20 protein-coding genes are annotated in these 23,092 nt (G+C 60.5%); 19 read left to right on the top strand and 1 reads right to left on the bottom strand.

Features of this window, described 5'->3' with window-relative positions; all coding sequences use genetic code 11:
• Positions 1-114 precede the first annotated feature (114 nt).
• From BLR44_RS23005 to BLR44_RS22975, 7 genes are all read left to right on the top strand, one after another.
• The gene (locus tag BLR44_RS23005) at positions 115-1,596 is read left to right on the top strand and encodes a PQQ-dependent sugar dehydrogenase (protein WP_089686589.1); all 1,482 of its coding nucleotides are present in this window, start codon (positions 115-117) and stop codon (positions 1,594-1,596) included.
• Between the two features lie 39 nt (positions 1,597-1,635).
• Positions 1,636-3,123 carry an Nramp family divalent metal transporter gene (locus BLR44_RS23000; protein ID WP_218127161.1) on the top strand — a complete coding sequence of 496 codons (1,488 nt, stop codon included), beginning with the start codon at positions 1,636-1,638 and terminating at the stop codon, positions 3,121-3,123.
• Positions 3,124-3,261: 138 nt separating this feature from the next.
• Positions 3,262-3,864, top strand: coding sequence for a pyridoxamine 5'-phosphate oxidase family protein (locus BLR44_RS22995; protein ID WP_089686587.1), 603 nt, complete (start codon positions 3,262-3,264; stop codon positions 3,862-3,864).
• A 9-nt stretch (positions 3,865-3,873) separates the two neighbouring features.
• Positions 3,874-4,428 carry a sugar O-acetyltransferase gene (locus tag BLR44_RS22990; protein ID WP_089686585.1) on the top strand — a complete coding sequence of 185 codons (555 nt, stop codon included), beginning with the start codon at positions 3,874-3,876 and terminating at the stop codon, positions 4,426-4,428.
• A 57-nt stretch (positions 4,429-4,485) separates the two neighbouring features.
• Entirely contained in the window at positions 4,486-4,932 is a 447-nt protein-coding gene (locus tag BLR44_RS22985) for a BLUF domain-containing protein (protein ID WP_089686583.1), read from the top strand.
• A 102-nt stretch (positions 4,933-5,034) separates the two neighbouring features.
• The gene (gene arsN2 / locus BLR44_RS22980) at positions 5,035-5,475 is read left to right on the top strand and encodes an arsenic resistance N-acetyltransferase ArsN2 (protein ID WP_089686582.1); all 441 of its coding nucleotides are present in this window, start codon (positions 5,035-5,037) and stop codon (positions 5,473-5,475) included.
• Positions 5,476-5,485: 10 nt separating this feature from the next.
• On the top strand, positions 5,486-6,211 hold the full coding sequence (locus tag BLR44_RS22975; RefSeq protein ID WP_089686580.1) for a TIGR02391 family protein: 726 nt from the start codon (positions 5,486-5,488) through the stop codon (positions 6,209-6,211).
• Positions 6,212-6,242: 31 nt separating this feature from the next.
• Here the strand turns inward: BLR44_RS22975 and BLR44_RS22970 are convergent, their stop codons facing one another.
• The gene (locus BLR44_RS22970; protein WP_089686578.1) at positions 6,243-7,511 is read right to left on the bottom strand and encodes an NRAMP family divalent metal transporter; all 1,269 of its coding nucleotides are present in this window, start codon (positions 7,509-7,511) and stop codon (positions 6,243-6,245) included.
• A 122-nt stretch (positions 7,512-7,633) separates the two neighbouring features.
• Here BLR44_RS22970 and BLR44_RS22965 point away from each other — a divergent pair, with 122 nt between their 5' ends.
• The 12 genes from BLR44_RS22965 (at position 7,634) to BLR44_RS22910 (ending at position 23,040) form a co-directional block, all read left to right on the top strand.
• Positions 7,634-9,367 (top strand): IlvD/Edd family dehydratase, encoded by a 1,734-nt coding sequence (locus tag BLR44_RS22965; RefSeq protein WP_089686575.1) that lies wholly within the window; start codon positions 7,634-7,636, stop codon positions 9,365-9,367.
• Positions 9,368-9,709: 342 nt separating this feature from the next.
• Positions 9,710-10,870 (top strand): iron-containing alcohol dehydrogenase, encoded by a 1,161-nt coding sequence (locus BLR44_RS22960; RefSeq protein WP_218127160.1) that lies wholly within the window; start codon positions 9,710-9,712, stop codon positions 10,868-10,870.
• 73 nt (positions 10,871-10,943) lie between these two features.
• Entirely contained in the window at positions 10,944-11,885 is a 942-nt protein-coding gene (locus BLR44_RS22955; RefSeq protein ID WP_089686571.1) for a dihydrodipicolinate synthase family protein, read from the top strand.
• Positions 11,878-12,942 carry a 4-hydroxythreonine-4-phosphate dehydrogenase PdxA gene (gene pdxA / locus BLR44_RS22950; protein WP_089686569.1) on the top strand — a complete coding sequence of 355 codons (1,065 nt, stop codon included), beginning with the start codon at positions 11,878-11,880 and terminating at the stop codon, positions 12,940-12,942. The genes BLR44_RS22955 and pdxA overlap by 8 nt, the downstream gene beginning before the upstream one ends.
• 155 nt (positions 12,943-13,097) lie before the next feature.
• A complete protein-coding gene (locus tag BLR44_RS22945; RefSeq protein ID WP_089686568.1) occupies positions 13,098-14,270 on the top strand; it encodes a four-carbon acid sugar kinase family protein in 1,173 nt (390 codons plus the stop codon).
• 24 nt (positions 14,271-14,294) lie between these two features.
• The gene (locus BLR44_RS22940; RefSeq protein ID WP_089686566.1) at positions 14,295-15,863 is read left to right on the top strand and encodes a sodium:solute symporter family protein; all 1,569 of its coding nucleotides are present in this window, start codon (positions 14,295-14,297) and stop codon (positions 15,861-15,863) included.
• 143 nt (positions 15,864-16,006) lie between these two features.
• Entirely contained in the window at positions 16,007-17,341 is a 1,335-nt protein-coding gene (locus BLR44_RS22935) for a GntP family permease (RefSeq protein ID WP_218127159.1), read from the top strand.
• A 73-nt stretch (positions 17,342-17,414) separates the two neighbouring features.
• Positions 17,415-17,984: a Crp/Fnr family transcriptional regulator gene (locus BLR44_RS22930; RefSeq protein ID WP_089686564.1), complete on the top strand. Its 570-nt coding sequence runs from the start codon at positions 17,415-17,417 to the stop codon at positions 17,982-17,984.
• A 108-nt stretch (positions 17,985-18,092) separates the two neighbouring features.
• Positions 18,093-18,749, top strand: coding sequence for a hypothetical protein (locus BLR44_RS22925; RefSeq protein WP_089686562.1), 657 nt, complete (start codon positions 18,093-18,095; stop codon positions 18,747-18,749).
• A gap of 213 nt (positions 18,750-18,962) precedes the next feature.
• Entirely contained in the window at positions 18,963-20,201 is a 1,239-nt protein-coding gene (locus tag BLR44_RS22920) for a sulfite oxidase (protein WP_089686559.1), read from the top strand.
• Positions 20,198-20,659: a hypothetical protein gene (locus tag BLR44_RS22915; RefSeq protein ID WP_089686557.1), complete on the top strand. Its 462-nt coding sequence runs from the start codon at positions 20,198-20,200 to the stop codon at positions 20,657-20,659. Before BLR44_RS22920 ends, BLR44_RS22915 begins: the two co-directional genes overlap by 4 nt.
• A 230-nt stretch (positions 20,660-20,889) precedes the next feature.
• A complete protein-coding gene (locus tag BLR44_RS22910; RefSeq protein ID WP_089686555.1) occupies positions 20,890-23,040 on the top strand; it encodes a S9 family peptidase in 2,151 nt (716 codons plus the stop codon).
• Positions 23,041-23,092: the final 52 nt, after the last annotated feature.

Below are 23,092 nucleotides of genomic sequence, written 5' to 3'. Positions count from 1 at the left end.
CGCGCCGCACGCCTTCTACTTTTGTTCCGTGAACGCGTGCCGTCGCCTGCACCCGCTCCGAAAAAGCCTGCCCCTCCCACCCGTTCTGGTTTCACAACAGTTCCGCTAGCTACCATGCGTTTCAACCTCTTCAAAGTTTGTCTTCTTCTGGCCCTGACGGGCGCCATCGCCTACGCCGCCACACGCCGGTCGGTCCAGGCCCGGTACGCACGCCTGGTGTTTCTGGCGAAAGACCGGATCGCGCAACTCGGCCAGCCCGCCATTGTGCCGCTGGAAGCGGCCATCCGGGAGGGAGTCGCCTTCGAAAAAGTGCCGCTACCCGACACCCGCGACCGTTACTCGGGCGTGTGCCTGGGGCCGGACGGCAAGCTGTACGCGACCACGCTCGACGGACGCATCCGGCGGTTCACCATCGGGGAAGACGGCACTCTGCAAGCCCCAGAGGAACTTTTCGCTCTGCAAGACGCCTACGAAACACGCACGAACCGACTGACTATCGGGCTGGCGTTCGATCCGGCCGCTACGGCCGACAGTCTCGTGGCCTGGGTCACCCACCAGACCTACACGTTTTACAACGGCCCCGACTGGGACGGGACGGTGTCGCGGTTGTCGGGTCCCCAGCTGGAGCATGTCCAGCACGTGGTGATCCACCTGCCCCGGTCGGCGGGCGATCACCTGACCAACAGTGTGGCGTTCGGCCCCGATGGGGCGTTGTACATTGCGCAGGGCAGCAACACCGCAATGGGCAGCCCCGACGAAAGCTGGGCTTTTCGGGAAGAGCACCTGCTGTCGGCCGCCATACTGCGCCTCGACCCCACCCGACTGACCAACGTTTCACTGCCACTGGATGTAAAAACGTCGGAAGGCGGGACGTACGATCCCTATGCCGCCACGGCTCCGCTGACGATTTATGCCTCGGGCCTGCGCAATGCCTACGACCTGGTGTGGCACAGCAACGGCCACCTTTACGTACCGGTGAACGGCGCGGCAGCCGACGGCCACACCCCCGCTTCCGAGGCGGGTGCGCTCCGCATGGACGGACGCACGTACGAAGGCCCCGCCGTACCGGCGCTGTCGCACGTCATGCAGGTCCAGAACGATTACCTGGTTCGGGTGGATTCGGGAGGCTACTACGGGCACCCCAACCCCCGCCGGGGCGAGTTTGTGATGAATGGCGGCAATCCGACGGACGATCCCGATCCGGCCCAGGTCGATCAGTACCCGGTCGGGACGCAGCCCGACCCCAACTGGCGCGGGTTTGCGTTTCAGTTTCCAATTCATAATTCCCCGAACGGTCTTGTCGAGTACCGGAGCGGAGCGTTCCACGGGGCGCTGCAAGGCAAACTTCTGGTCACGCGGTTTGTCAACCAGGATCTGATGATTCTGGAGCCGGGCGGCTCCACGCTAGACATCGTGCGTGCTTCGGAAGGCGCCACGGTACCCGGCCTGACCGACTTCTCCCTGCCCATCGACGTCGCCGAAGACGTTACAACCGGCAACCTCTACGTTGCGGAATTCGGTGGCGATGGACAAATCACCCTGCTGCGTCCGCGGCCGGATGGAAATCCTGAGGCGGTGGTGCAACGGCAACGGTAAAATCGGTTAATATTACGTACCGACTTTTCCCACCACCCCATGCCCACCTCTGTACAAACCCCGGCCACACAAGAACCACCCCGCTCGTTCGGCGGCACCCTCCGCCAACTGGGTCCCGGCATCATCATTGCCGGTTCCATCGTCGGCTCCGGCGAACTGATCGCTACCACCACCATGGGCGCGGTGGCGGGTTTCTGGCTGCTGTGGCTCGTCGTGATCGGCTGCGTCATCAAGGTCTTCACCCAAATCGAATTCGGGCGACACACCCTCACCTGGAACGAAACGGCCCTGGAAGCCCTCAACAGCGTTCCCGGTCCCCGCTGGAAGGTGAACTGGATTGTCTGGGCCTGGGCCGTGATGACGCTGCTGGTCGTTTCGCAACAGGGCGGCATCATCGGTGGCGTGGGGCAAGCCCTGGCCATTAGCCAGCCCCTGACGGAAGAAGGCGTGGCGTACAACGCCGCCAAGGACGCCTGGATCGAGGCGCAGGTCGACGCCGCTTTGCAGTCCGATGCACAGCCGGTTGCTGCGTCGGAGGCCGGGGCCGCCCTGCCAGAACCCATCGACGCCTACCTGTGGGCCATCGGGATTGCCCTCCTGACCTCGGTGCTCATGTACATCGGTCGTTACGGCTTCATCCAGACCCTTTCGACCGTGCTGGTCGCTTCGTTTACGCTCATCACGCTGATTACATTGGCGCTGTTGCAGGGCACCGACTGGGCCGTACAAAGCGGGGAAGTGGCGACCGGCCTCCGCTTTCAGCTGCCGCCCCTCGTGGAGGGCCTTACCGAGAACCCTGCCGCCACGGCGCTGGCGACTTTCGGGCTGATCGGCATCGGGTCGGGTGAGCTGATCATGTACCCCTACTGGTGTCTGGAAAAAGGATATGCCCGCCACACCGGACCTCGGGAGCATAGCACCTCTTGGACCACCCGGGCGCGTGGCTGGCTGCGCGTGTTGCGCATCGATGCGTGGGTATCGATGGTGGTGTACACCTTTGCGACGGTGGCGTTCTACCTGCTCGGCGCAGCCGTGCTGGGGCGAACCGGGCTGCATCCGGCCGGACCGGACATGATCCGCACGCTGGCGCAGATGTACGTCCCGGTGTTTGGCTCCTGGGCGCAGGGCCTGTTTTTGTTCGGCGCGTTTGCCGTGCTCTATTCCACCTTTTTTGTGGTCTCGGCGGGCTACAGCCGTCTTGTGGCCGATGGCCTGGGCCTGTTCGGCTGGACCGACGGATCGCCCGAAGCGCGGGAACGCTGGTCGCGACGACTGAGCGTGGTCTGGCCGCTGGCGGCGTTGAGCATCTTTCTGTTCGTTAAAGCGCCCGTCACGCTGGTGCTGGCCGGCGGAATGGCGCAGGCCGTGATGCTGCCGTTGCTCGGGGTGGCCGCCCTGTATTTCCGCTACCGCCGCAGCGAGCCCACGTTGCGGTCAGGACTTTGGTGGGACGTTATGCTGTGGCTTTCGTTTCTGGGCTTTGTGCTGGTGGGCGGCTGGTCGGTATACAACGCGCTGGCGGGATAGAGAAGTGAATGAGTAGATGGGTTCTTTATCGAGCTGATCTTCTGCCGTTCGGCAAGATTTACACCCAATTCGCCGCTACGCAATGTGGTTGTCACTGCGTTCTTTTGCGGCATCGGTCTATCTTGTATCTTGGGTGCCATGATCCACACCCTTGACCAGCTTCGCGCCCTCTATCCTCCGCCCGGCGAGCGGGCCGTTCGCAAAGAACTAACGCACTTGGATGCACACTGTCGGCATTTCATTACCCTGTCGCCGTTTCTGGTGGTGGCCAGCAGCAATGCGCAGGGACAGCACGACGCGTCGCCACGCGGAGGTGCGCCAGGATTTGTGCAGGTGAGCGACGCCCACACCCTCTATGTGCCGGATGCTTCGGGGAACAACCGGCTCGACACCCTGACCAACCTCCTGGAGACGGGTCGGGTCGCGCTGCTGTTTCTGATTCCCGGGGTGGACGAAACGCTGCGGGTGAACGGGCGCGCCTGTTTGCGCGACGAACCCGAGGTGCTGAGCCGGTTTCAGGATGCTGCCCGGCCCCCGAAGGTGGTGATCGAGGTGCAAGTAGAACAAGCCTATCTTCACTGTGCCAAGGCCCTGATGCGCGCCGAGCTCTGGAATCCGGAATTGCAGCGTGAGCGCTCAGAACTGCCCACGCTGGGACAAATGTTGAAAGACCAGTTGCAGTTGTCGGAAGAACCCGAAAGCCAGGAGGCGATGGTGGCGCGCTACCGGGAAACGCTTTGATCGTTTGATATGACTGAACGCGAAAAAATGCTGGCGGGCGCCCTGTACGACCCGCACGACCCCGAACTGGTGCAAGGACGCGAACGGGCCCGCGACCTGTGCCAGCAACTCAACGCGACACGCGAAAGCCAGCAGGAGGAGCGTCGCCAGCTGTTGCAGGCGCTGTTCGGCGACGGAGGCGACTCGGTGTGGATGCAGCCCCCCTTTTTCTGTGATTACGGCAGCAACATCTACCTCGGCCAGAAATGCTTTTTCAACTTCAACTGCATTGTGCTGGACGTCTGTGAAGTACACATCGGCGATTTTACGTTGTTCGGACCGGCGGTCCAGATTTACACGGCCACGCATCCGCTCAACGCCAAGCTACGTCGCGAACAGGAAGCGGGCAAACCCATCGTGATCGGGTCGGATGTATGGGTCGGCGGCGGGGCCATTCTGAATCCGGGCATTACGATCGGCGCGCGCACCGTAATCGGGGCCGGAAGTGTGGTCACCCGCGACATTCCCGAGGGCGTCTTTGCGGCCGGAAATCCGTGTCGGGTCATCCGGGAAATCACCGAATAACGTAGCTCCGCCCCTTGCCCGGTTAACTTCCGCGACGCTTGGCTCGTATAGTCTGCTATGTTCGCACTTACGTACATCAGTCAGGCCACGCACCCCTTCAGCGAGTCCGATTTGTATGCGCTGGAATCGCAGGCGTGCGACAAGAACGAGCGACTGGCCGTCACCGGTTACCTCAACTACAAAAAAGGCAAGTTTCTGCAATACCTGGAAGGTGAACAGAACGTCGTGCTCGACCTGATGCATACGATCGAACAGGACCCGCGCCACACGGTATTGCGCGTCATGCACCTGCCGGAAATCAAAGAGCGGCGCTTCCACGATTGTTCGATGCGCTACTGGACCTACAACGAATTGCTCGAAATCCGGATGGACGACATGGTCGAAAATGTGCTGCTGAAAATGAGTGCCAAGGTGTACGGCGAAGACATACTACAGCAGATGGTGACCCGGCTCGTGACACGCATGGCCGAAATGCACCGTTTGCACCCGCCACTGCCCCATTAAGGTTCCCTCCTACTTCCTTCTCGAAATTGCGTGTGTTGTTGGCAACGTGCGGTTAATTTCTACCCGAAATCTTTATTTTACGGCTTTCCTTCTTATGCCCGTATGCAAGCGTTACGCTCTCCTGAACCCGCCCAAGCCGCGGACCGCGCCGGTCTGATTTCCTTACTGCAAACCGTTCAACTGCCGACCGAAGACCTGCCGCCGTCGCTCGAACACTTTCTGGTTGCCAAAGAAGGTGAATCGGTGGTAGGGTCCGTGGGATTGGAACGGTACGAACACATCGGCTTACTCCGCTCGCTGGCCGTGCATCCCGACCAGCAAGGTTCCGGCCTGGGTCAGGCACTCTACGAAGCGGCCTTGCGACACGCATCGGCACACGGCATCACCGACCTCTACCTGATTACCACCACCGCCGCGCCCTACTTCGCCCGACGGGGTTTTCGGGAAATCGCTCGCGATCAGGTCCCGATGGCCATTCGCCACACCGCACAGTTCACCGGCGTCTGCCCTTCTACCGCCACTGTGATGAGAAAAGAGTCTTAATGCACCAATTATGTATAACTTAACAGATAATCAGAAAGATGTCCTCAAATGGCTTATTTCACAGGTGCGCGAGGGAAATCTTGAGGAAGAGTTTTCTTTAGTATCCTTATATGGAGGCCTTGATTTTATCGGTCAGGTCAGATTCGATAGAGACAAAGCCCCTGTGATTACTAAAGGCACAATAGATGCCTTACATAATGACAAGCTGCTCCATTGCCAAATAAGCTACTCTAATAAAACAGGGGTAGAGAGTAGTAGACGCTGCACTCTCACCGGTAAAGCTTACGAAGCGATTGATTCAAACTTTGATGCGCCAGATAATTCCTTTGTAAAACATATTACCCCTTTAGCTGATATAACCCATTTCGATGCTGAATTAAAGTCACGCTGTCTACCAATTTTAGGAACCGGAGCTGCCAATGAGAAAGCATGGGACAATGCTGTTCGGAATGCTGGAGTTGTACTTGAAGAGCGTTTACGAGAGATAGGTGGTATTAGCGATAGTACCCTAGTTGGCCGTGATCTTGTAAACAAAGTATTTGGGCAGCATGGCACATTAGCTAACAAAATACCCCATAGCTCAGAACAAGTTGGCCATCGAGATTTATATGCAGGAATTGTTGGCGTTTTTCGCAATCCAAGTGCACACCGATTCATAGATTTCTCTCCCGAGGAAGGAGGTGCAATTCTAGTGTTTATGAATCTACTCTTAAAAAAACTTGAACAACTGAGGTAGTTACAGCGTGGTCGCTTATCAGACCTTCTAACTACAATTTTCGAATGCGCCAGCCCAGGACGCCGGTCACGAGTATGGCCACGGCGCCCACGTAAGGCAACGTCCCTTCCAGCGAAGTAATGCCCACGGCAGAAGCCACGGCTTTGGTCAGATTGTTCACTCCCAGAAGTGTGGAAACGCCCACCAGCAGTAGCATCAAGGCATTGAGAAGTGGACCATTTCGTGCGGAACGGGGCATCGCGGCGGGATGGTTCACGATCAGGAGAAGGAGGATCGTCATCAGCGGCAGGAGGATGCCGTTCAGGCCCTGCGCCAGGATGATGGCCGGGATGGGTTTCACATCGAGGAATCCGAACAACAGCCCGAAGCCCAGGACACCGCCCCACGTCAGCCGGTACGCCCACGATTGATTTGTCCAGTGGGGTCCGACCACACTTTGCAGGGTCAGCGCTGAGGCTAGCGGGGCCGTCACCGACGAGGTAAATCCCGCTGCGAACAGCCCGATGCCCAACCCCACACGCGCCCACGCACCAGTGCGTTCCTGCAAGGCCGTCGCCAGCGCCTCGAAACTAAACGCCCCCCGAATCTGCGTTCCGATCAGAAGGATGGCCGCGGAAATCAGTCCGCCGATCAATACCGCCGCAATGAGCCCACCGCGCATCTGCCGCAGGGTTTGCCCGTGGCTAATGCCGGACCCCAGAAAGAGATTGTAGGGCACCACCGTCGTGCCCAACAGCCCCAGGATCAGCAACCCGGCCCCGTCGGGAAAGCGCGGCACGACCGACGCCGCAGCAACCTCGCCCCACGCCAGCGGCAACGTGAAGACGATCAGCAGAAAGCCCAGTCCCATTATCCCCACCAGCGCGCCGAGGAAACGCGCGATGGCCTGGTCGCGCCCGAACCACAACACCGCTCCGCAAACCAACCCCACCCCCAGCGTCAGCACCGGAGCCGGCCACCCTACGATTAGTCGCAGGCCCGCCACCGCACCCAACAAGTTTCCTGCCTGATAGGCTGCACAACCGAACAGAATCGCCCCCGCCACGCCCCAGCGCGCCGCAGGATAGTGGTGTGCAAGGGCTTCGCCCAGCGTACGCCCCGAAGCGATGGTGATGCGTGCCGCCGCTTCCTGCAACAGGATGCACGCCCCGGTTGCGAAGGTCAACGCCCACAGCAGCGACACGTGGAACGAGGCCCCAGCGGCCGCGGCGGTCGTCACCGTACCTGGCCCGATAAACGCAGCGGAAATCACGAGCCAGAACAGGACCGGCAGAAAGCGGGAACGGAAAGAAGGCAGCATAGAGGTTAAAGGTAAATAGCAGGGGTCGTTAATTCGTAGCGACGAATTTAAATCCTTGGATTTCCGCTAAGCAACCGGCAATTTGTCGGCCAATTCAACCGATACACATCCTTACTCTCCGTATGTCCGACGAAAAATCCACCACCCGCCCCCTCCGCAGTCACGAATGGTTCGGCCGCCACGACAAAATGGGCTTCATCTACCGCAGCTGGATGCGTAACCAGGGCCTGCCCGATCACCTGTTCGACGGACGGCCCGTCATCGGCATCTGCAACACGTGGTCGGAGCTTACTCCGTGTAATTCTCACTTTCGTGAGCTGGCCGAGTACGTGAAACGCGGCGTCTACGAGGCGGGCGGCTTTCCGGTCGAATTTCCGGTGATGTCGCTGGGCGAAACGCTGCTCAAGCCGACGGCGATGCTCTTCCGCAACCTGGCGAGCATGGACACAGAAGAGTCGATCCGGGGGAATCCGATCGATGGCGTCGTGCTGCTGTGCGGCTGCGACAAAACCACGCCGTCGACGATGATGGGCGCGGCCAGCGTGGGTCTGCCGACGCTCGTGGTGTCGGGTGGACCGATGTTGAACGGGAAGTTCTGCGGACGCGACATCGGGTCGGGCACGGACGTCTGGCGCTTTACGGACGATCTGAAAACGGGGAAAATCACCGATACAGATTATTACTTCGCGGAAAGCTGCATGTCGCGCAGTCGGGGCCATTGCATGACGATGGGCACCGCCTCCACAATGGCCTGCATGGTCGAAGCCCTGGGCATGGGTCTGCCCGGCAACGCCGCCATTCCGGCCGTCGACGCCCGCCGCCGTTCCTTGTCGCACCACGCCGGACGCCGCATCGTCGAGATGGTGAAGGAAGACCTGACGATGGACAAAATCCTGACCCGCGAGGCCTTCGAAAACGCGATTCGCATCAACGCAGCCATCGGCGGCTCGACCAACGCCATTATCCACCTGTTAGCCCTGGCCGGGCGCATCGGTGTGAAACTGGACCTGGAAGATTTCGACAAAATCGGCAGCGAGATGCCGCTCCTCGTCAACCTGATGCCGTCGGGGCAGTTCCTGATGGAAGATTTTTACTACGCCGGAGGACTGCCCGCCGTGATCCGCGAGATGGGTGATTACCTCCACAAAGACGCCATCACGGTCAATGGCAAAACGATCTGGGAAAACAACCAGTCGGCTCCGTGTTACAACCGCGACGTGATCTCGCCGCAGGCCGAACCGCTCAAACCCCACGCAGGCATCGCCGTCCTCTACGGCAACCTTTGCGAAAACGGGGCGGTGATCAAACCTTCGGCAGCCACGAAAGAACTGATGCAGCACCGGGGCCGCGCCGTAGTGTTCGAAAACATTGAGGATTACCACGCCCGCGTGGACGATCCCGACCTCGACGTAGACGAGACCTGCGTACTGGTCTTGAAACTGGTCGGGCCGCGCGGCTATCCCGGCATGCCCGAAGTGGGCAACATGACCCTCCCGAAAAAGGTCCTCGACAAAGGGATTACTGACATGGTACGCATTTCGGACGGGCGAATGAGCGGCACGGCCTACGGCACGGTGGTCCTCCACGTCTCCCCCGAATCGGCCATCGGCGGAACACTGGCGCTGGTCGAAAACGGTGACATGATCGAACTGGACGTGCCCAACCGCCGCCTCCACCTCGACGTCTCCGACGAAGAACTGGCCCGCCGCCGCGCCGCCTGGCAACCGCCCGCCCCCCTCACGGAACGGGGCTACGTCTCGCTTTACGTCAACCACGTCCAACAGTCGCACCTCGGCGCTGACATGGACTTTCTGCGGGGCAGTTCCGGCAGCCAGGTCGCGCGCGATTCGCACTAGGGCGCGCTTCGCGTGCGGGATGTCCGGAAGGCTGGACACCGGAGTCCGGAGAATCAGTTCTGGGTTATGTCATCCTGCCAAGGATCTTCCGCCAAGCCAAGAAGCAACGCACTTCAATGCGTAGAAGATCCTTGACAGGATGACACTTGTCTATTTCTCTGTCATTTCGAACGTAGCGCAGCAAAGAGAGAAATCTAGTTGCAGAAGGGAGAAGTAGGATGATGAAGCGCGAGGCGGCGTTCCCGTGTTACTTTTTCCGTTGCTCAGAGTATAAGGCCCCGATGCCGGGTACTATAGGAATGATGCGAGGCCCGCGGAATGGCCGCGCTTTTTGCTGAACCTATGATGCCCCTTTCGATTCCCAACCTTTCCATTTCCTTTCCCGCCAAAGTTGTTTTTGGCAACGGTACGTTTGCGCAGTTGCCCGACGAGTTGCAACGCTTTTTGTGCCGCCGGGTGCTGTTCGTCACCATCGAGCCGCTGCTATCGCAAGTAGAGCCGTTGGTGCAGAAACTGGAACAACAAGGCATCGGCGCGGCGATAGATACCAGCATTGTGCAGGAGCCAACCTTTGCCGATTACGAAACAGTCTTGCAGGCGGCGCAGACGTTCGATCCGGACGTTGTGGTCGGCATCGGAGGCGGCAGTGTGCTGGACGTGGCCAAGCTGGTCGCGGCGCAACTCGATGGGGAACAGACCCTGCCCGAGATCGTGGGCATCGGTAATTTGGCGGGGCGACGGCGGAAATTGATCTGTCTACCCGCCACGGCGGGAACGGGCAGTGAAGTATCGCCCAACGCCATTCTGGTCGACGGCAGCGATCATCAGAAAAAAGGCATCATCAGTCCTTACCTCGTGCCGGATGTGGTCCTGGTCGATCCGCTACTCACCCGCAGTGTGCCGCCCGCGGTTACGGCGGCCACGGGGCTGGATGCGCTGACGCACTGCCTGGAAGCGTACACGAATAAATTCGCTCACCCCTTTGTGGACCTCTGGGCGCTGGACGGCGTTCGTCGGATCGCCGGACACCTGGTGCGGGCGGTGCAACGGGGCGACGACGAACAGGCCCGGTCGGAAGTAGCGATGGGCAGCATGCTCGGCGGCTTTTGCCTGGGACCGGTCAACACGGCCGGAGTACACGCCCTCTCCTACCCGCTGGGCAGTACCTTCCACATCGCACACGGGCTTTCCAACGCGCTGCTGTTGCCCCACGTGATGCACTTCAACCTCTCCGCTTCGCCGGAACGACACGCGGAAATCGCGGTGGCACTGGGCTGTGCGCGCGAAGCCGATCTGACCGCTACGGCCAAAAAGGGCATCGCCAAAGTATACGAACTGATGGCCGCCTGCGGGGTGCCGTCGCGGTTGCGTGATCTGGACATTCCAGAAGACGCGCTGCCCCAGATGGCGACCGACGCGATGAAAATCACCCGTTTGCTGAAAAACAATCCGCGGCACATCGGGTACGAAGATGCCGTAGCGATTTACGAAGCGGCGTATTGAGGAGAAAAGATAGTTGCAAGGACACCGAGCGGACACGAAGAGACACAGAGCAGTTGATTTCTAACAAAAGCGTATGAAGAAAACCAAGAAATACCAGGGCGTGGTGGTGCCGGTGGTGACCCCACTTACGGCCGACCTGGCGCTCGACGCCGAAGCGGTCGGGAAGATCTTCGAGCACCTGCGTCGCCACGCGTGTCTGCCCTTCATTCTGGGGACGACGGGCGAAGCGGCCTCGCTGCCCGCCTCTGTCAAACTTAATTATGTGAAACGGGCCGCCGCACTGAAACAATCGGGCGAAATGCTCTACGCCGGTATCGCCTCGAACAGCCCCGCCGAATCGGTCGAACTGGCGAAGGCCTATTTTGATGCCGGTATCGACGTGGCAGTGGCGCACCTGCCCTCTTACTACGCCCTGTCGGCGGACGGCATGCGCGCGTATTTCGAGTACCTGGCCGATCGCGTGCCGGGGCCGTTGATCATCTACAACATCACCGCCACCACGCACATGTCAATTCCGCTGGCGGTGCTTGACCAACTCAGCCAGCACGACACCATCGTCGGGGTAAAAGATTCAGAGCGCAGCGAAGAGCGGCTGCAAACCTCCCTCCGCTTGTGGGCGAACCGCGACGACTTCAGCTACTTTCTAGGGTGGGCGGCACAGTCGGCGCAGTCCCTGTTGTGGGGAAGCGACGGCATCGTGCCGAGTACGGGCAACCTCCATCCCGGTCTGTACCAGGCGATGGTGGAAGCGGTCGACGCGGACGATGCCGACCGTGCCTTCCAGCTGCAGAAGCTGTCCGACACGCTGGGCGCACTCTACCAGCAAGGGCGTCTGCTAGGCGAGTCGCTGGCGTCGCTCAAAGCCCTGATGGCGCAATGGGGTCTCTGCCAGCCGCACATGATGCCGCCCCTGCGGCCGGTGGCATCCTCAGAAGCCCTTTCGTTGCACCAACGCCTGCAAAGCCTGATTGCAGAAGAAGGCATTCAACTTAACCTGAACACGTCTCATGTCTGAAAAACCCCTTATCGCCGTCACCATGGGCGACCCGGCGAGCATCGGGCCGGAAATTGGCATCAAAGCCCTTCTGAACGAGAACATCCACGCGATCTGTCGGCCGCTGCTGGTGGGCGACGCGGGCGTCTTTCGCCACATCATCGAACGCCTCGGCCTTCCGGCAGAGGTACACGCGGTCAACCGCGTCGAAGAAGCTCAGTTTCAACTTGGGAAACCTGACGTGCTCGACCTCGCCAACGCCAACGTAGCCGAACTGCAATTCGGCGAGATTTCGGCAATGGCCGGAAACGCCGCGTTCGAGTCCATCAAAAAAGTGATTGATCTGGCCCTGGCCGGCGACGTGGATGCCACCGTGACCGGGCCGATCCACAAGAAGGCGATCAACGAAGCCGGGCACCACTTTGCGGGACATACCGAGATCTACGCCCATTACACCAACACGCGCAAGTACGCGATGCTGCTGGCGGAAGATAACCTGAAGGTGATCCATGTTTCGACGCACGTGTCGCTGCGGCAGGCGTGCGATCTGGTGAAGAAAGACCGGATTCTGGAAGTGACCGACCTGTTGCACCAGGGGTTGATCAGCCTGGGCGAGAAGAACCTGAAAATCGGCATCGCGGGGTTGAATCCGCACGCGGGTGATTCGGGGCTGTTCGGGACAGAAGACGACCAGGAGATCGTCCCGGCGGTGGAAGAAGCGCGCCGCCGCGGCTACGACGTGGAAGGCCCCGTTCCGCCCGACACGCTGTTTTCCAAAGCGGCCACGGGTTACTACGGCGGTGTGGTGGCGATGTACCACGACCAGGGACACATCCCGTTCAAAATTGCCGGGTTCCACTGGAACGCCGAAAAGCAGCAGATGGATAGCGTCAAGGGCGTCAACATCACGATGGGCCTGCCGATCATCCGTACGTCGGTCGACCACGGCACGGCCTTCGAAATTGCCGGAAAGGGCGTCGCCAGTCCGGATGCGCTGGTGCTGGCCATCGAATACGCCGTGCAACTCACGAAGCACCGCCAGCAGGAAGCAACCACAACTGCGAAGCGTGAGGGGTAGTCTTCCCTTGCCGTCACATTACATATGTCCTCTCGACCGAAGCCGCCGCGGCGCGGGGAGCCGGGTGGCCGGTGCCAGATCTTCTACCTTTTAGAACAAGATCTCTCCCGTTGGTCGAGATGACAATGAATAGAAACAGCCTTTAACACGTCTCCATGATCGCTGTCATTGCGGATGATTTTACCGGAGCCGCCGAACTGGGCGGATTGGGCCTGCGGCACGGTTTGCGGGTGGAAGTCAGTACCGAAGTGCCGACGGCAACGGAGGCGGAGCTGCTGGTCGTCGCGACGGATACGCGGTCGACGCATCAGGCGGCGGCGGTGCAGCGGATGCGGGACGTGACTGCGGCGCTGCAGGCCTTGCAACCGCACTGGATGTACAAGAAGGTCGATTCGGTGTTGCGGGGGCATGTGCTAGCCGAGCTGGCTGCGCACCTGGATGTACTGGGGCTGCAACGCGCCTTGCTGGTGCCTGCCAATCCGCACCTGGGGCGGACCATCCGGGACGGGCACTACTTCCTACACGGCACGCCCCTTCACCAGACTTCGTTTGCCCACGATCCGGAATTTGCCATTACGTCGTCGCGGGTGCTGGACCGGATCGGAACGCACGAAACACACCCGGTCCAGGTTGGTCGACCGACGGAACCGTTGCCCGCTTCCAGCATTACCCTCGGCGAGGCCGAACATCTTCAGGACCTGACCACCTGGGCACAACGGGCCGATCCTCATACCCTGACCGCCGGGGCGTCCGGTTTCTTTGCGGCGTTACTGAAACACCGTTCGCCATCCGTCTCTCTTTCCCTCCCCGAACCCCCGCCGTTTCAGCGCCCCGCGTTGTACGTCTGCGGCAGCACATTTCACCAGAGCCGCGAGCGGGTACGGCAGGAACGGGCACACGGCGGTCCGGTCAGCTACATGCCCGCCGCCGTAGTACGGCAGGAAGCGGATGCCCCCGAAGCGCTCCAAAGCTGGGCCGACGAGATTGTACGCCTGTTGCGCACGCACGACTACGCACTCGTAGCTATTGATCCACAGACGACTGAGGGCGTGACCGTCAAGGCCGCCGACCTGCGGGATCGGATGGCCCGCTCCCTGGCACACGTCGTGCAGCAGGTTCCGGTCCCGGAGCTTTTTCTGGAAGGCGGCTCGACCGCCTCAGCGCTGTTGCAGCGGCTGGGGCTCCGCCGTTTTCACCCCGTGCACGAACTGGCTCCCGGTGTCATCCGCATGCGCGCCGACGGGCCGCTCGCCCGCTACCTGACGCTAAAACCGGGCAGCTACGCGTGGCCCGACGCCGTCTGGCACGTTCCGAAACCGATTCACTAATTCACCTCTACCCTACCTACCACCATGCATTACGCCACCCTTCACTGGCTCGACTACGTCATCATCTTTCTTTCGCTGGTCGTTTCGCTCTGGATCGGCGCCCGGTTCGCGAAGAAGCAACAGTCCACCAAAGACTACTTCGCGGCCAGTGGGTCGCTGCCGTCGTGGGCCATCGGGATGTCGCTGCTGGCGACGCTGATCAGTAGCGTGACGTTTCTAGCCTATCCCGGCGAAGGGTTTTCCGACAACTGGATTCTGTTGGTGCAGGGGCTGATGGTACCGCTGATATTGGTCGGGATGATCTGGTTCATCGTGCCGCTGTTCCGGCGGGTCATCGGACTGAGCGCCTACGAATACTTCGAAAAACGCTTCGGCTTGTTCCCGCGCCTGTACGCCTCGCTGGCGTTTGTGCTCGCCCACTTCTCCAAGATGGGCACCGTCTTTTTCCTGCTGGCGCTGGCACTGGCCAACATGACCGGCGCCAACACGTTTGCCACCATCTGGGTGCTGGGCATCATCATCATCGTGCTGACGCTGATGGGCGGCATCGAGGCGGTGATCTGGCTGGACGTGATCCAAGGGTTTATGCTGATTGGCGGCGGGTTGATCTGCCTCGGGATCATCCTCTTTTCGGTGGAGGGCGGTCCGGCAGCCGTCTGGGAAATCGCCTCGGAAAGCGGCAAGACGGGCTTCGGACCGTACGACTGGGACTTCAAGCAACTGACGTTCTGGGTGATGGCGCTCAACGGCGTGTTCTACGCGATCCAGAAATACGGCACCGACCAGACCGTAGTGCAACGGTACCTCACCGCCCGCTCCGATAAGTCGGCCATTCGGGCTTCGCTGATGGGCGTGTTGTTGACCGTGCCGCTGTGGGCGCTGTTCATGTTTATCGGTACGGCGCTGTTTGTGTTTTACCAACAGCAACCGCTCCCCGAAGGGATGCGCCCGGACGCCGTGTTCCCGTACTTCATCACCACCCAACTGCCCCCCGGCGTCACCGGCCTCATTCTGGCGGCGCTCATCGCCGCGGCGGTGTCCAGCCTCGACTCCGACCTCAACTGCCTCGCGGCGGTGGGCGTGGAAGATTACTACAAGCGGCTGCGGCCGCACCAACAGGACCAGAACTACCTGAAAGTCGGGCGGTGGATCGTCGTGTTGTCCGGGCTGGGAGCCATCGGCGTGGCGTCGCTCTACCTGCAGGCGGGCGACGAGGGCGTGCTGGGCATCGTGTTTACGCTGTACGCCATCTTTTCGGGTGGCATCGCGGGTATTTTCCTGCTCGGCCTGTTCAGCCGACGCGCCAACCTGCCGGGCGTCACGATCGGCATCATCGCCTGCATTCTGTTCACGGCCTACTCCTTCCTCACCTCGACGCGCATCGGGATCGGTGCCAACAAACACCTGCTGCTCGATTTCGGGGCGTACAACTTCACCCAGCACAAGTACATGCTCGGCGTCTACAGCCACCTGATCGTGATCGGCGTGGGGTACGTCGCCAGCCTCTTCTATCCCAAACCCGACCTCGATCCCAAGCTGTTCTTTCACTGGCCGCAACGCCAGGCGCAACGGCCGCAGGTGGTCGAGTCGTAACGGGTCCGAGTGCCGTTTGGCGAAAGGCAGTCCGGACAGCCGCATCCGCCAGGCGTTCCGGGACAACGAGGGGTAGCCGAAAGGTCTGCGGGTAACTGGTCAACAAATTGTATTTTGCAGCACAACCACCTCGACTACCACCCGTGCTACTCCTCCTGCTTCTGCTCTGCGTCGCGTTCATCGTCGTCACCACCACCCGTCTGCAACTTCATCCGTTTCTGGCCCTGATCGGCGCTTCGCTGCTGTTCGGCCTGCTGTCGGGCATGCCCCCCGACCAGGTAGTGGCTGCCATCAACCAAGGCTTCGGCGACACGCTGGGCAAGATCGGCCTGATCATCATCGCCGGAACCATCATCGGGGTGTTCCTGGAGCGCTCGGGCGGGGCGTTCCGGCTGGCTGAGAAAATCCTGAACGGCATCGGGCACCGCCACGTGGCAACGGCCATGGCCCTGATCGGGTACGTGGTGGCCATTCCGGTTTTCTCCGATTCCGGCTTCGTGATCCTGGCCCCCCTCAACAAGGCCCTCTCGGCCCGGGCAAAAGTATCGCTGGCCGGCACGGCGGTCGCGCTGGGGCTCGGCCTTTCGACGGCCCACGCACTCATTCCCCCGACGCCCGGCCCGATTGCCGCCGCCGGCATTCTGGAAGCCGACCTGGGGCTCGTCATCCTGCTCTCGCTGCCGGTGAGTCTGGTGGCCCTTTGCTGCGGCTGGCTGTTCGCCACGCGCGTAGCGGCCCGGACCTACATCGACCCGAATCCTGACATGACCGAAGCGGAAATCGGAGAACGCCTGCAACACGCGCCCTCTTCCCTGAAGTCTCTCCTGCCGATTCTGGTGCCGCTGGTGCTCATCGTGGGCCGTTCCGTGGCGGCGCTGCCGTCCCAGCCGCTGGGCGCTTCTTCGTTCGTGGACGTCCTTCTGTTCGTCGGCGATCCGGTCGTGGCGCTGCTGATCGGGATGGCGCTGGCCTTTCTGCTTCCCCGGCGGCTGGAGAAAGCAATGCTCTCGCCCCAAGGGTGGGTCGGCCGGGGCCTGCTGGACGCGGCCCTGATTCTGCTCATCACCGGCGCGGGCGGAGCCTTCGGGCGGGTGCTGCAAAACTCCGGCATTGCCGACGTAATCGGCGGGGCGCTGTCGGGCATGAGCCTCGGCATCTGGCTGCCGTTTATCCTGGCGGCGGGCATCAAGTCCGCACAAGGGTCTTCTACGGTGTCCATCATCACGACGGCCTCCATCGTCGCGCCTCTGCTCGCCACGCTGGGCTACGATTCCGACGTGGCACGGGCGCTGGTGGTGCTGGCCATCGGGGCCGGGGCGCTGGTCGTTTCTCACGCCAACGACAGTTTCTTCTGGATCTTCACGCAGATGTCGAACATGACCGTGCGGCACGGCTTCCGCTTTCAGACCGTCGGCACCTTGATTCTGGGAGTCTCCGCCGCCCTGATCGTCTGGGTCCTGGCCGCGGTGATGGTGTGAGGAAGACCGATACCGTTCATAAAGACATCGATAAGACGCTGCTATCAGTTGATCGCTTCTGGTTTACCCGGCTATGCACGAGCTTCTCCATCGCTACTTTCAGGAAAAAACGGACGTGGACCCGGCGACATTCGAGACCATACGTGCTTACTTCGAACCGAAGAAAGTCCGCAGAAACGAGGTTTTGCTTTCGGCAGGTGACGTATGCCGGCACCATTATTTTGTGACCAAGGGATGTATCCGCATCTATACCCTGACGCCGGAAGGCCAGGAACTGACTCGCTACTTCACTTTTGAGGGAAAATTCGGGACAGCGCTAACCAGCCTGATCGAGCAACAGCCTTCGTTCGAGTTTTTGCAGGCTATCGAAAAGTCTGAAGTTTTAGTTATCGGCAGAGATGACTTTTTTCAGCTGGTCGACACCGTCCCGCAATTCAACCTGATCTACCGTGATATGCTGGAAATGGCCTACATCACCTCTCAGAAGCGGATCTATGGCTTGCAAGGCGAAAGCGCGCTGGAGCGGTTGCGGTGGCTCATGCGCTACCAGCCCAAAATCGTATCGCGCCTCTCCAACAAAGTCATTGCTTCTTATCTGGGCGTGACCCCCTATACGCTGAGTCGCCTGAAAACGGAGTTATAACGTCTGGGGATTGCGGCAAACATTGCGGTAGCGCAACGTTTGCCGCCGTGCCGGTCGCGAACTTTAGGAACAAAGTTTTCCATAAAGTTCACCGGCAACCTACCCCCTGTGCATTCAACCAAGACGCTTCTCCTGCTTGTATTGCTTCTCCTCGGTTTCGTTCCGCAGACGCTTCGGGCGCAAGCGCCGGAACCGCCCCTGCCCGTCGAGATGATGTTCAGCCCCCAACAGCTTTACTTTCAGATGGTGGTCAAGAAATCCTTTGCACCCCACAGCCGATTCGGCTTTTTCAGCGTAGCGACCTATACGACCGGCTACACTTCTGACTCCCCGGACCTGCGCATCATCATTCCTGTGCAGTTCAGCTATGCTTTCGGCAAAGGATTTGGCCTCATGGCGGGTACCGACATCAATACCCATGCGGGGTTTGCGCCGATTGTGGGGCCTCAGCACAGCTACGCTTCCCGCAAGATCTTAGCGGTCACCGTAGTTTCGTATACCCTCAACGCGAGCCACGACCTGAAGCTGTTCGGTCTGTACGAATACAAACCTGCGCTCGCCCCACAGTGGTCACTCTACACGCGGCTGCAGTTTTTCTACAACCACACCCTACAGGAAAACGCACATAACCGTAGCTACCTTTACCTCCGGGCGGGACTCAAACGAGGGCCCTGCATCGTTGGTATCGGCGCAAACCTGGACCGGTTCGGTCCCCACAAGGCGTTTCAGGATCATTATGGGCCTTTTCTCCGCTGGGAATTCTGACAACACGTGAGGAGAGCGTTTCCGGCTTTTTGTTCCACCTGAGTTTCTTTCTCCCGACAAAGGGCCAAAGTGACTTTTGAGCGTATGGCTGTCGGTGTCTCTATTTCGAAGCTCATAGGGCTAATGCCTTCTACCATTTGCTGAGTTTGTTGCGCTTCGTCTGCAACCTGAACGCTTTTTGTAATTTGCCTGCTGCAACCTATCTTTTTTGCTATGCAGCAACTCGACTTGTGGGACCGGCGCGGCTTTCTGAAAAAAAGTATGCTGGCGACGCTGGCCACCGCCCTGGGCACCGAATTGGCCTTTGCAGAATCGCTTCCGAAGTTTCACCTGCCGCTGGCCCTGGCGGCCTCCGATCCGTTTGACCTGAAAAGCAAGGTGCCGGAGATGAGGGTGCTGAGCGACCGGCCCTGGAACGTGGAGACGCCGGCACATCTGCTCGACGACGCCGTGACGCCCGCCGACCGGATGTTTGTGCGCAACAACGGCCTGACGCCGCAGATCGCCAACGTCGACGCGTGGACGCTGACCATCGACGGCGAATCGGTCCCGAACCCCAAAACGTTTTCGCTGGAAGACCTGAAAAAACGGTTTGCCCACCATACCTACCGCCTCACGATCGAATGCGGCGGCAACGGACGCTACGAATACAATCCGCCGGGGCACGGCAACCAGTGGCAGGTGGGCGCGGTGAGTTGCGCGGCATGGACGGGCGTGCGGCTGAAGGACGTGCTCCGCGAGGTCGGCTTCGGGCAGGATGCGGTCTACATCGGCTACTACGGGCGCGACGTCCACCTGAGCGGCGATCCGAACAAGGAGGTGATTTCGCGGGGCGTGCCGATGCACAAGGCGCTGGAAGACGAGACGCTGCTGGCCTGGCAGATGAACGGGCAGGACATTCCGCTGGTGCACGGCTACCCGCTGCGGCTGGTGATCGGCGGCTGGCCCGGCTCGGTGTCGGGCAAATGGCTCTACCGCATTGCGGTGCGCAACCAAGTACACGACGGACAGAAGATGACCGGCACCTCGTACCGTGTACCGGCCCATCCGGTCGCGCCGGGCACCGACGTTCCGGACGAAGACCTGAAGATTATCGAATCGATGCCGGTGAAATCACTCATCACCTATCCGAAAACGGGTGCGATGCTCTCAGAAAACCAGACACTGGCGGTTCGCGGGCATGCGTGGGCGGGCGACCACCGCGTACAAGCGATGCACACTTCGATCGACTACGGGGCCACCTGGCAGCCCTGCACGCTGCAATCCCCACCGAACCGGCTGGCGTGGCAGCAGTGGAACACCACGATTCGCTTCCCGCAACCGGGCTATTACGAAGTGTGGGCCCGCGCCACCGACGACCAGGGCGTGATGCAACCGATGGTGGTGCCGGCCTGGAATCCCGGCGGCTACGTCAACAACGCCTGTCACCGCATCGCCGTTAAAAAAGTATGATTCGTCCGCGCCCCCGCCGTCCGTTTCCGTTTTTGCTACTGGTGCTGCTGGTCCTCGTGGTGGGCATCGCCCTACTTTACCTGCCGGACTACGGCTCGCCCGATTCCACCACGCCCCCGGCCGATTCGCTCGCCACCGACACACCCGTGACTTCTGCCCTCGATTCCACGGCCGCCCTGCCCATCGACACGGCGACGGGCCTGGTCGTCGCCGAGCATTATCCGCTGGTCAAGGCGACCTGTACTGCCTGCCACGGGGGGCAGTTGGTGGCGCAAAACCGGGCGTCGCGGGAAGGCTGGTTGCAGATGATCCGCTGGATGCAGCGGACGCAGGGGCTGTGGGACCTCGGCCCGAACGAAGACGCCATCCTCGACTATCTGGCGACGCACTACGCACCACAGGAGGGCGGACGCCGCGCGCCCCTCACCGACATCGAATGGTACGAACTGAACGAGTAACACCATTAACCCTAACGCTACGGCCGTTGGCAGAGCGCCGTGATCGGCCACCGTTGAGCGATCCGGCGTCTGCGGGTGAGCCTATACCCCTCGGGGTGCGCCCCTCCATCCGAAACCATGGTTACAGATCTTCCCGCTTTCTGGCAAATGAGGTGATAATTGTTTAGAAAAGATCATTTGAATTATCGGCGGTTTGCGTTTCCTTTACGGCTTGGTAAAATCCCAATCGCATGTCGCATCGCTCCGTTGGTCTTTTCTACGCCACCCTCATGCTCACTTCTGCCTGTTCTGATTCTCCTGACAAAGGCACCGCGCAGACCCTGACGCCCCCCCGGGCCGAGAAGGTCGATACGGCGCTCACCATTCATGGCCATACGCGCCACGATCCCTACTACTGGCTCAACCAGCGCGAAAACCCGAAGGTGGTGCAGTACCTGGAGGCGGAAAACGCCTACACGAAAGAGATGCTGAAGGATACGGAGGAAATGCAGGAAGAACTGTACGAGGAGATGGTCGGGCGTATCAAACAGAACGATGCCTCGGTGCCTTATCCCGATCACGGCTACCTTTACTATTCGCGGTACGAAGAGGGCCGCGAGTACCCGATTTTCTGCCGGAAGAAAAGCGAAGACGCCGAAGAAGAAATTCTGCTGAACGTCAACGACCTGGCCCAGGGACACGATTATTATCAGGTGGTCGGCCTGCGGGTCAGTCCCGATAACCTGACGCTGGCGTATGGCGTCGATACGGTCAGCCGCCGCCGCTACACGATCCACTTCAAAAACCTGAATACGGGCGAAACGCTGCCCTACGCGCTGCCCAACACCACAGGGAGCATCGCCTGGGCCAACGACAGCCAGACGGTGTTCTGCACCGGCAAAGACAGCACGACCCTGCGCGCCGATCGCGTCATCCGCTACCGGCTGGGCGAACCGAGCGAGTCGGCAGAAGAAATTTACCGGGAAGACGACGAGACGTTTTCGTGCTACGCCGTTAAAACCAAGTCGGACAAATTCCTGCTGATCGGCTCGCACAGTACTCTGACGACCGAATTTCGCTACCTCGATGCCGACACGCCGCAGGAATCGTTCAAGGTGATGCAACCCCGCGAACGCGGCCTGGAGTATTATCCCGACCATTACCAGAACCATTTCTACATCCGCACGAACCTGGAGGCGCAGAACTTCCGGCTCATGGAAACGCCGCTCCACGCGACGGCGAAAGAAAACTGGAAAGAAGTGATTCCCCACCGGCCCGACGTGCTGCTCGAAGAGATCGACGTGTTTCGCAACTGGCTGGTGTTGCAGGAGAAAAAAGAGGGCCTGACGCAACTGCGTGTCCGCAACCAGCGCACCAGCGCGGAACATTACCTCGATTTCGGGGAAGAGACCTACGCGGCGAGCATCGGCACCAACCGCGAATTTGACACCGACTGGCTGCGCTACGAATACTCGTCGCTCACCACGCCCAACTCCACCTACGACTACCACATGCAGACGAAAGAAAGGCTGCTGCGCAAGCAGGAGGAAGTGCTGGGCAATTTCGATCCGAACAACTACCAGGCCGAGCGCCGCTTCGCCATCGCGCGCGACGGCACGCGCATCCCCGTCTCGATTGTTTACCGCAAAGGCACACCGCTCGACGGCTCGTCGCCGCTGCTGCTCTACGGCTACGGTTCCTACGGCTACGGCCTGTCTGACTCGTTCAGTTCCTCGCGCCTCAGCCTGCTGGACCGCGGCTTTGTCTACGCCATCGCCCACATCCGGGGCGGCGATGAGATGGGCCGCGCCTGGTACGAGAACGGCAAGCTGCTGCATAAGAAAAACACGTTTACCGACTTCATCGACTGCGGGGAGTTTCTGGTGCAGGAAAACTACGCGGACTCGACCCGCCTCTTTGCCGCGGGTGGCAGCGCCGGGGGCCTGCTGATGGGCGCGGTGGTCAACATGCGTCCCGATCTGTTCAAAGGCGTGATTGCTGACGTGCCGTTTGTCGACGTGGTGACGACCATGCTGGACGAGAGCATTCCGCTCACCACCAGCGAATACGACGAATGGGGCAACCCCAACGACAAGGCCTATTACGACTACATCCTCTCCTACTCGCCGTACGACAACGTAGCCGCGAAGGACTACCCCGCCCTGCTGGTGCTGACCGGCCTCCACGACTCGCAGGTGCAGTACTGGGAGCCGGCCAAGTGGGTCGCCAAATTGCGTGACCTGAAGACGGACCAGAACCCGCTGCTGCTCCACACCAACATGAGTGCGGGCCACGGCGGCGCGTCCGGACGCTTCGAGCGTTACCGGGAAACGGCGATGGAATACGCCTTCCTGATTTCTCTGGCCGACGCCGAGAAACGCAAGGACATTAAATTACAGTAGTCGGAGGACGGGAGGGCCGGTGACGGGAAGCCGGAAGAGGAAAGGTCGCAGA

The sequence above is a fragment of the Catalinimonas alkaloidigena genome, from assembly GCF_900100765.1.
GTDB classification, from domain to species: domain Bacteria; phylum Bacteroidota; class Bacteroidia; order Cytophagales; family Flexibacteraceae; genus Mooreia; species Mooreia alkaloidigena.
This window is presented reverse-complemented; position numbering and strand designations above follow the sequence as displayed.

Excerpts from the sequence above, each read along its gene's own strand:
- BLR44_RS23005 (WP_089686589.1), top strand. The coding sequence starts at position 115 with ATGCGTTTCAACCTCTTCAAAGTTTGTCTTCTTCTGGCCCTGACGGGC.
- BLR44_RS23000 (WP_218127161.1), top strand. The coding sequence starts at position 1,636 with ATGCCCACCTCTGTACAAACCCCGGCCACACAAGAACCACCCCGCTCG.
- BLR44_RS22995 (WP_089686587.1), top strand. The coding sequence starts at position 3,262 with ATGATCCACACCCTTGACCAGCTTCGCGCCCTCTATCCTCCGCCCGGC.
- BLR44_RS22990 (WP_089686585.1), top strand. The coding sequence starts at position 3,874 with ATGACTGAACGCGAAAAAATGCTGGCGGGCGCCCTGTACGACCCGCAC.
- BLR44_RS22985 (WP_089686583.1), top strand. The coding sequence starts at position 4,486 with ATGTTCGCACTTACGTACATCAGTCAGGCCACGCACCCCTTCAGCGAG.
- arsN2 (WP_089686582.1), top strand. The coding sequence starts at position 5,035 with ATGCAAGCGTTACGCTCTCCTGAACCCGCCCAAGCCGCGGACCGCGCC.
- BLR44_RS22975 (WP_089686580.1), top strand. The coding sequence starts at position 5,486 with ATGTATAACTTAACAGATAATCAGAAAGATGTCCTCAAATGGCTTATT.
- BLR44_RS22970 (WP_089686578.1), bottom strand. The coding sequence starts at position 7,511 with ATGCTGCCTTCTTTCCGTTCCCGCTTTCTGCCGGTCCTGTTCTGGCTC.
- BLR44_RS22965 (WP_089686575.1), top strand. The coding sequence starts at position 7,634 with ATGTCCGACGAAAAATCCACCACCCGCCCCCTCCGCAGTCACGAATGG.
- BLR44_RS22960 (WP_218127160.1), top strand. The coding sequence starts at position 9,710 with ATGATGCCCCTTTCGATTCCCAACCTTTCCATTTCCTTTCCCGCCAAA.
- BLR44_RS22955 (WP_089686571.1), top strand. The coding sequence starts at position 10,944 with ATGAAGAAAACCAAGAAATACCAGGGCGTGGTGGTGCCGGTGGTGACC.
- pdxA (WP_089686569.1), top strand. The coding sequence starts at position 11,878 with ATGTCTGAAAAACCCCTTATCGCCGTCACCATGGGCGACCCGGCGAGC.
- BLR44_RS22945 (WP_089686568.1), top strand. The coding sequence starts at position 13,098 with ATGATCGCTGTCATTGCGGATGATTTTACCGGAGCCGCCGAACTGGGC.
- BLR44_RS22940 (WP_089686566.1), top strand. The coding sequence starts at position 14,295 with ATGCATTACGCCACCCTTCACTGGCTCGACTACGTCATCATCTTTCTT.
- BLR44_RS22930 (WP_089686564.1), top strand. The coding sequence starts at position 17,415 with ATGCACGAGCTTCTCCATCGCTACTTTCAGGAAAAAACGGACGTGGAC.
- BLR44_RS22920 (WP_089686559.1), top strand. The coding sequence starts at position 18,963 with ATGCAGCAACTCGACTTGTGGGACCGGCGCGGCTTTCTGAAAAAAAGT.
- BLR44_RS22915 (WP_089686557.1), top strand. The coding sequence starts at position 20,198 with ATGATTCGTCCGCGCCCCCGCCGTCCGTTTCCGTTTTTGCTACTGGTG.
- BLR44_RS22910 (WP_089686555.1), top strand. The coding sequence starts at position 20,890 with ATGTCGCATCGCTCCGTTGGTCTTTTCTACGCCACCCTCATGCTCACT.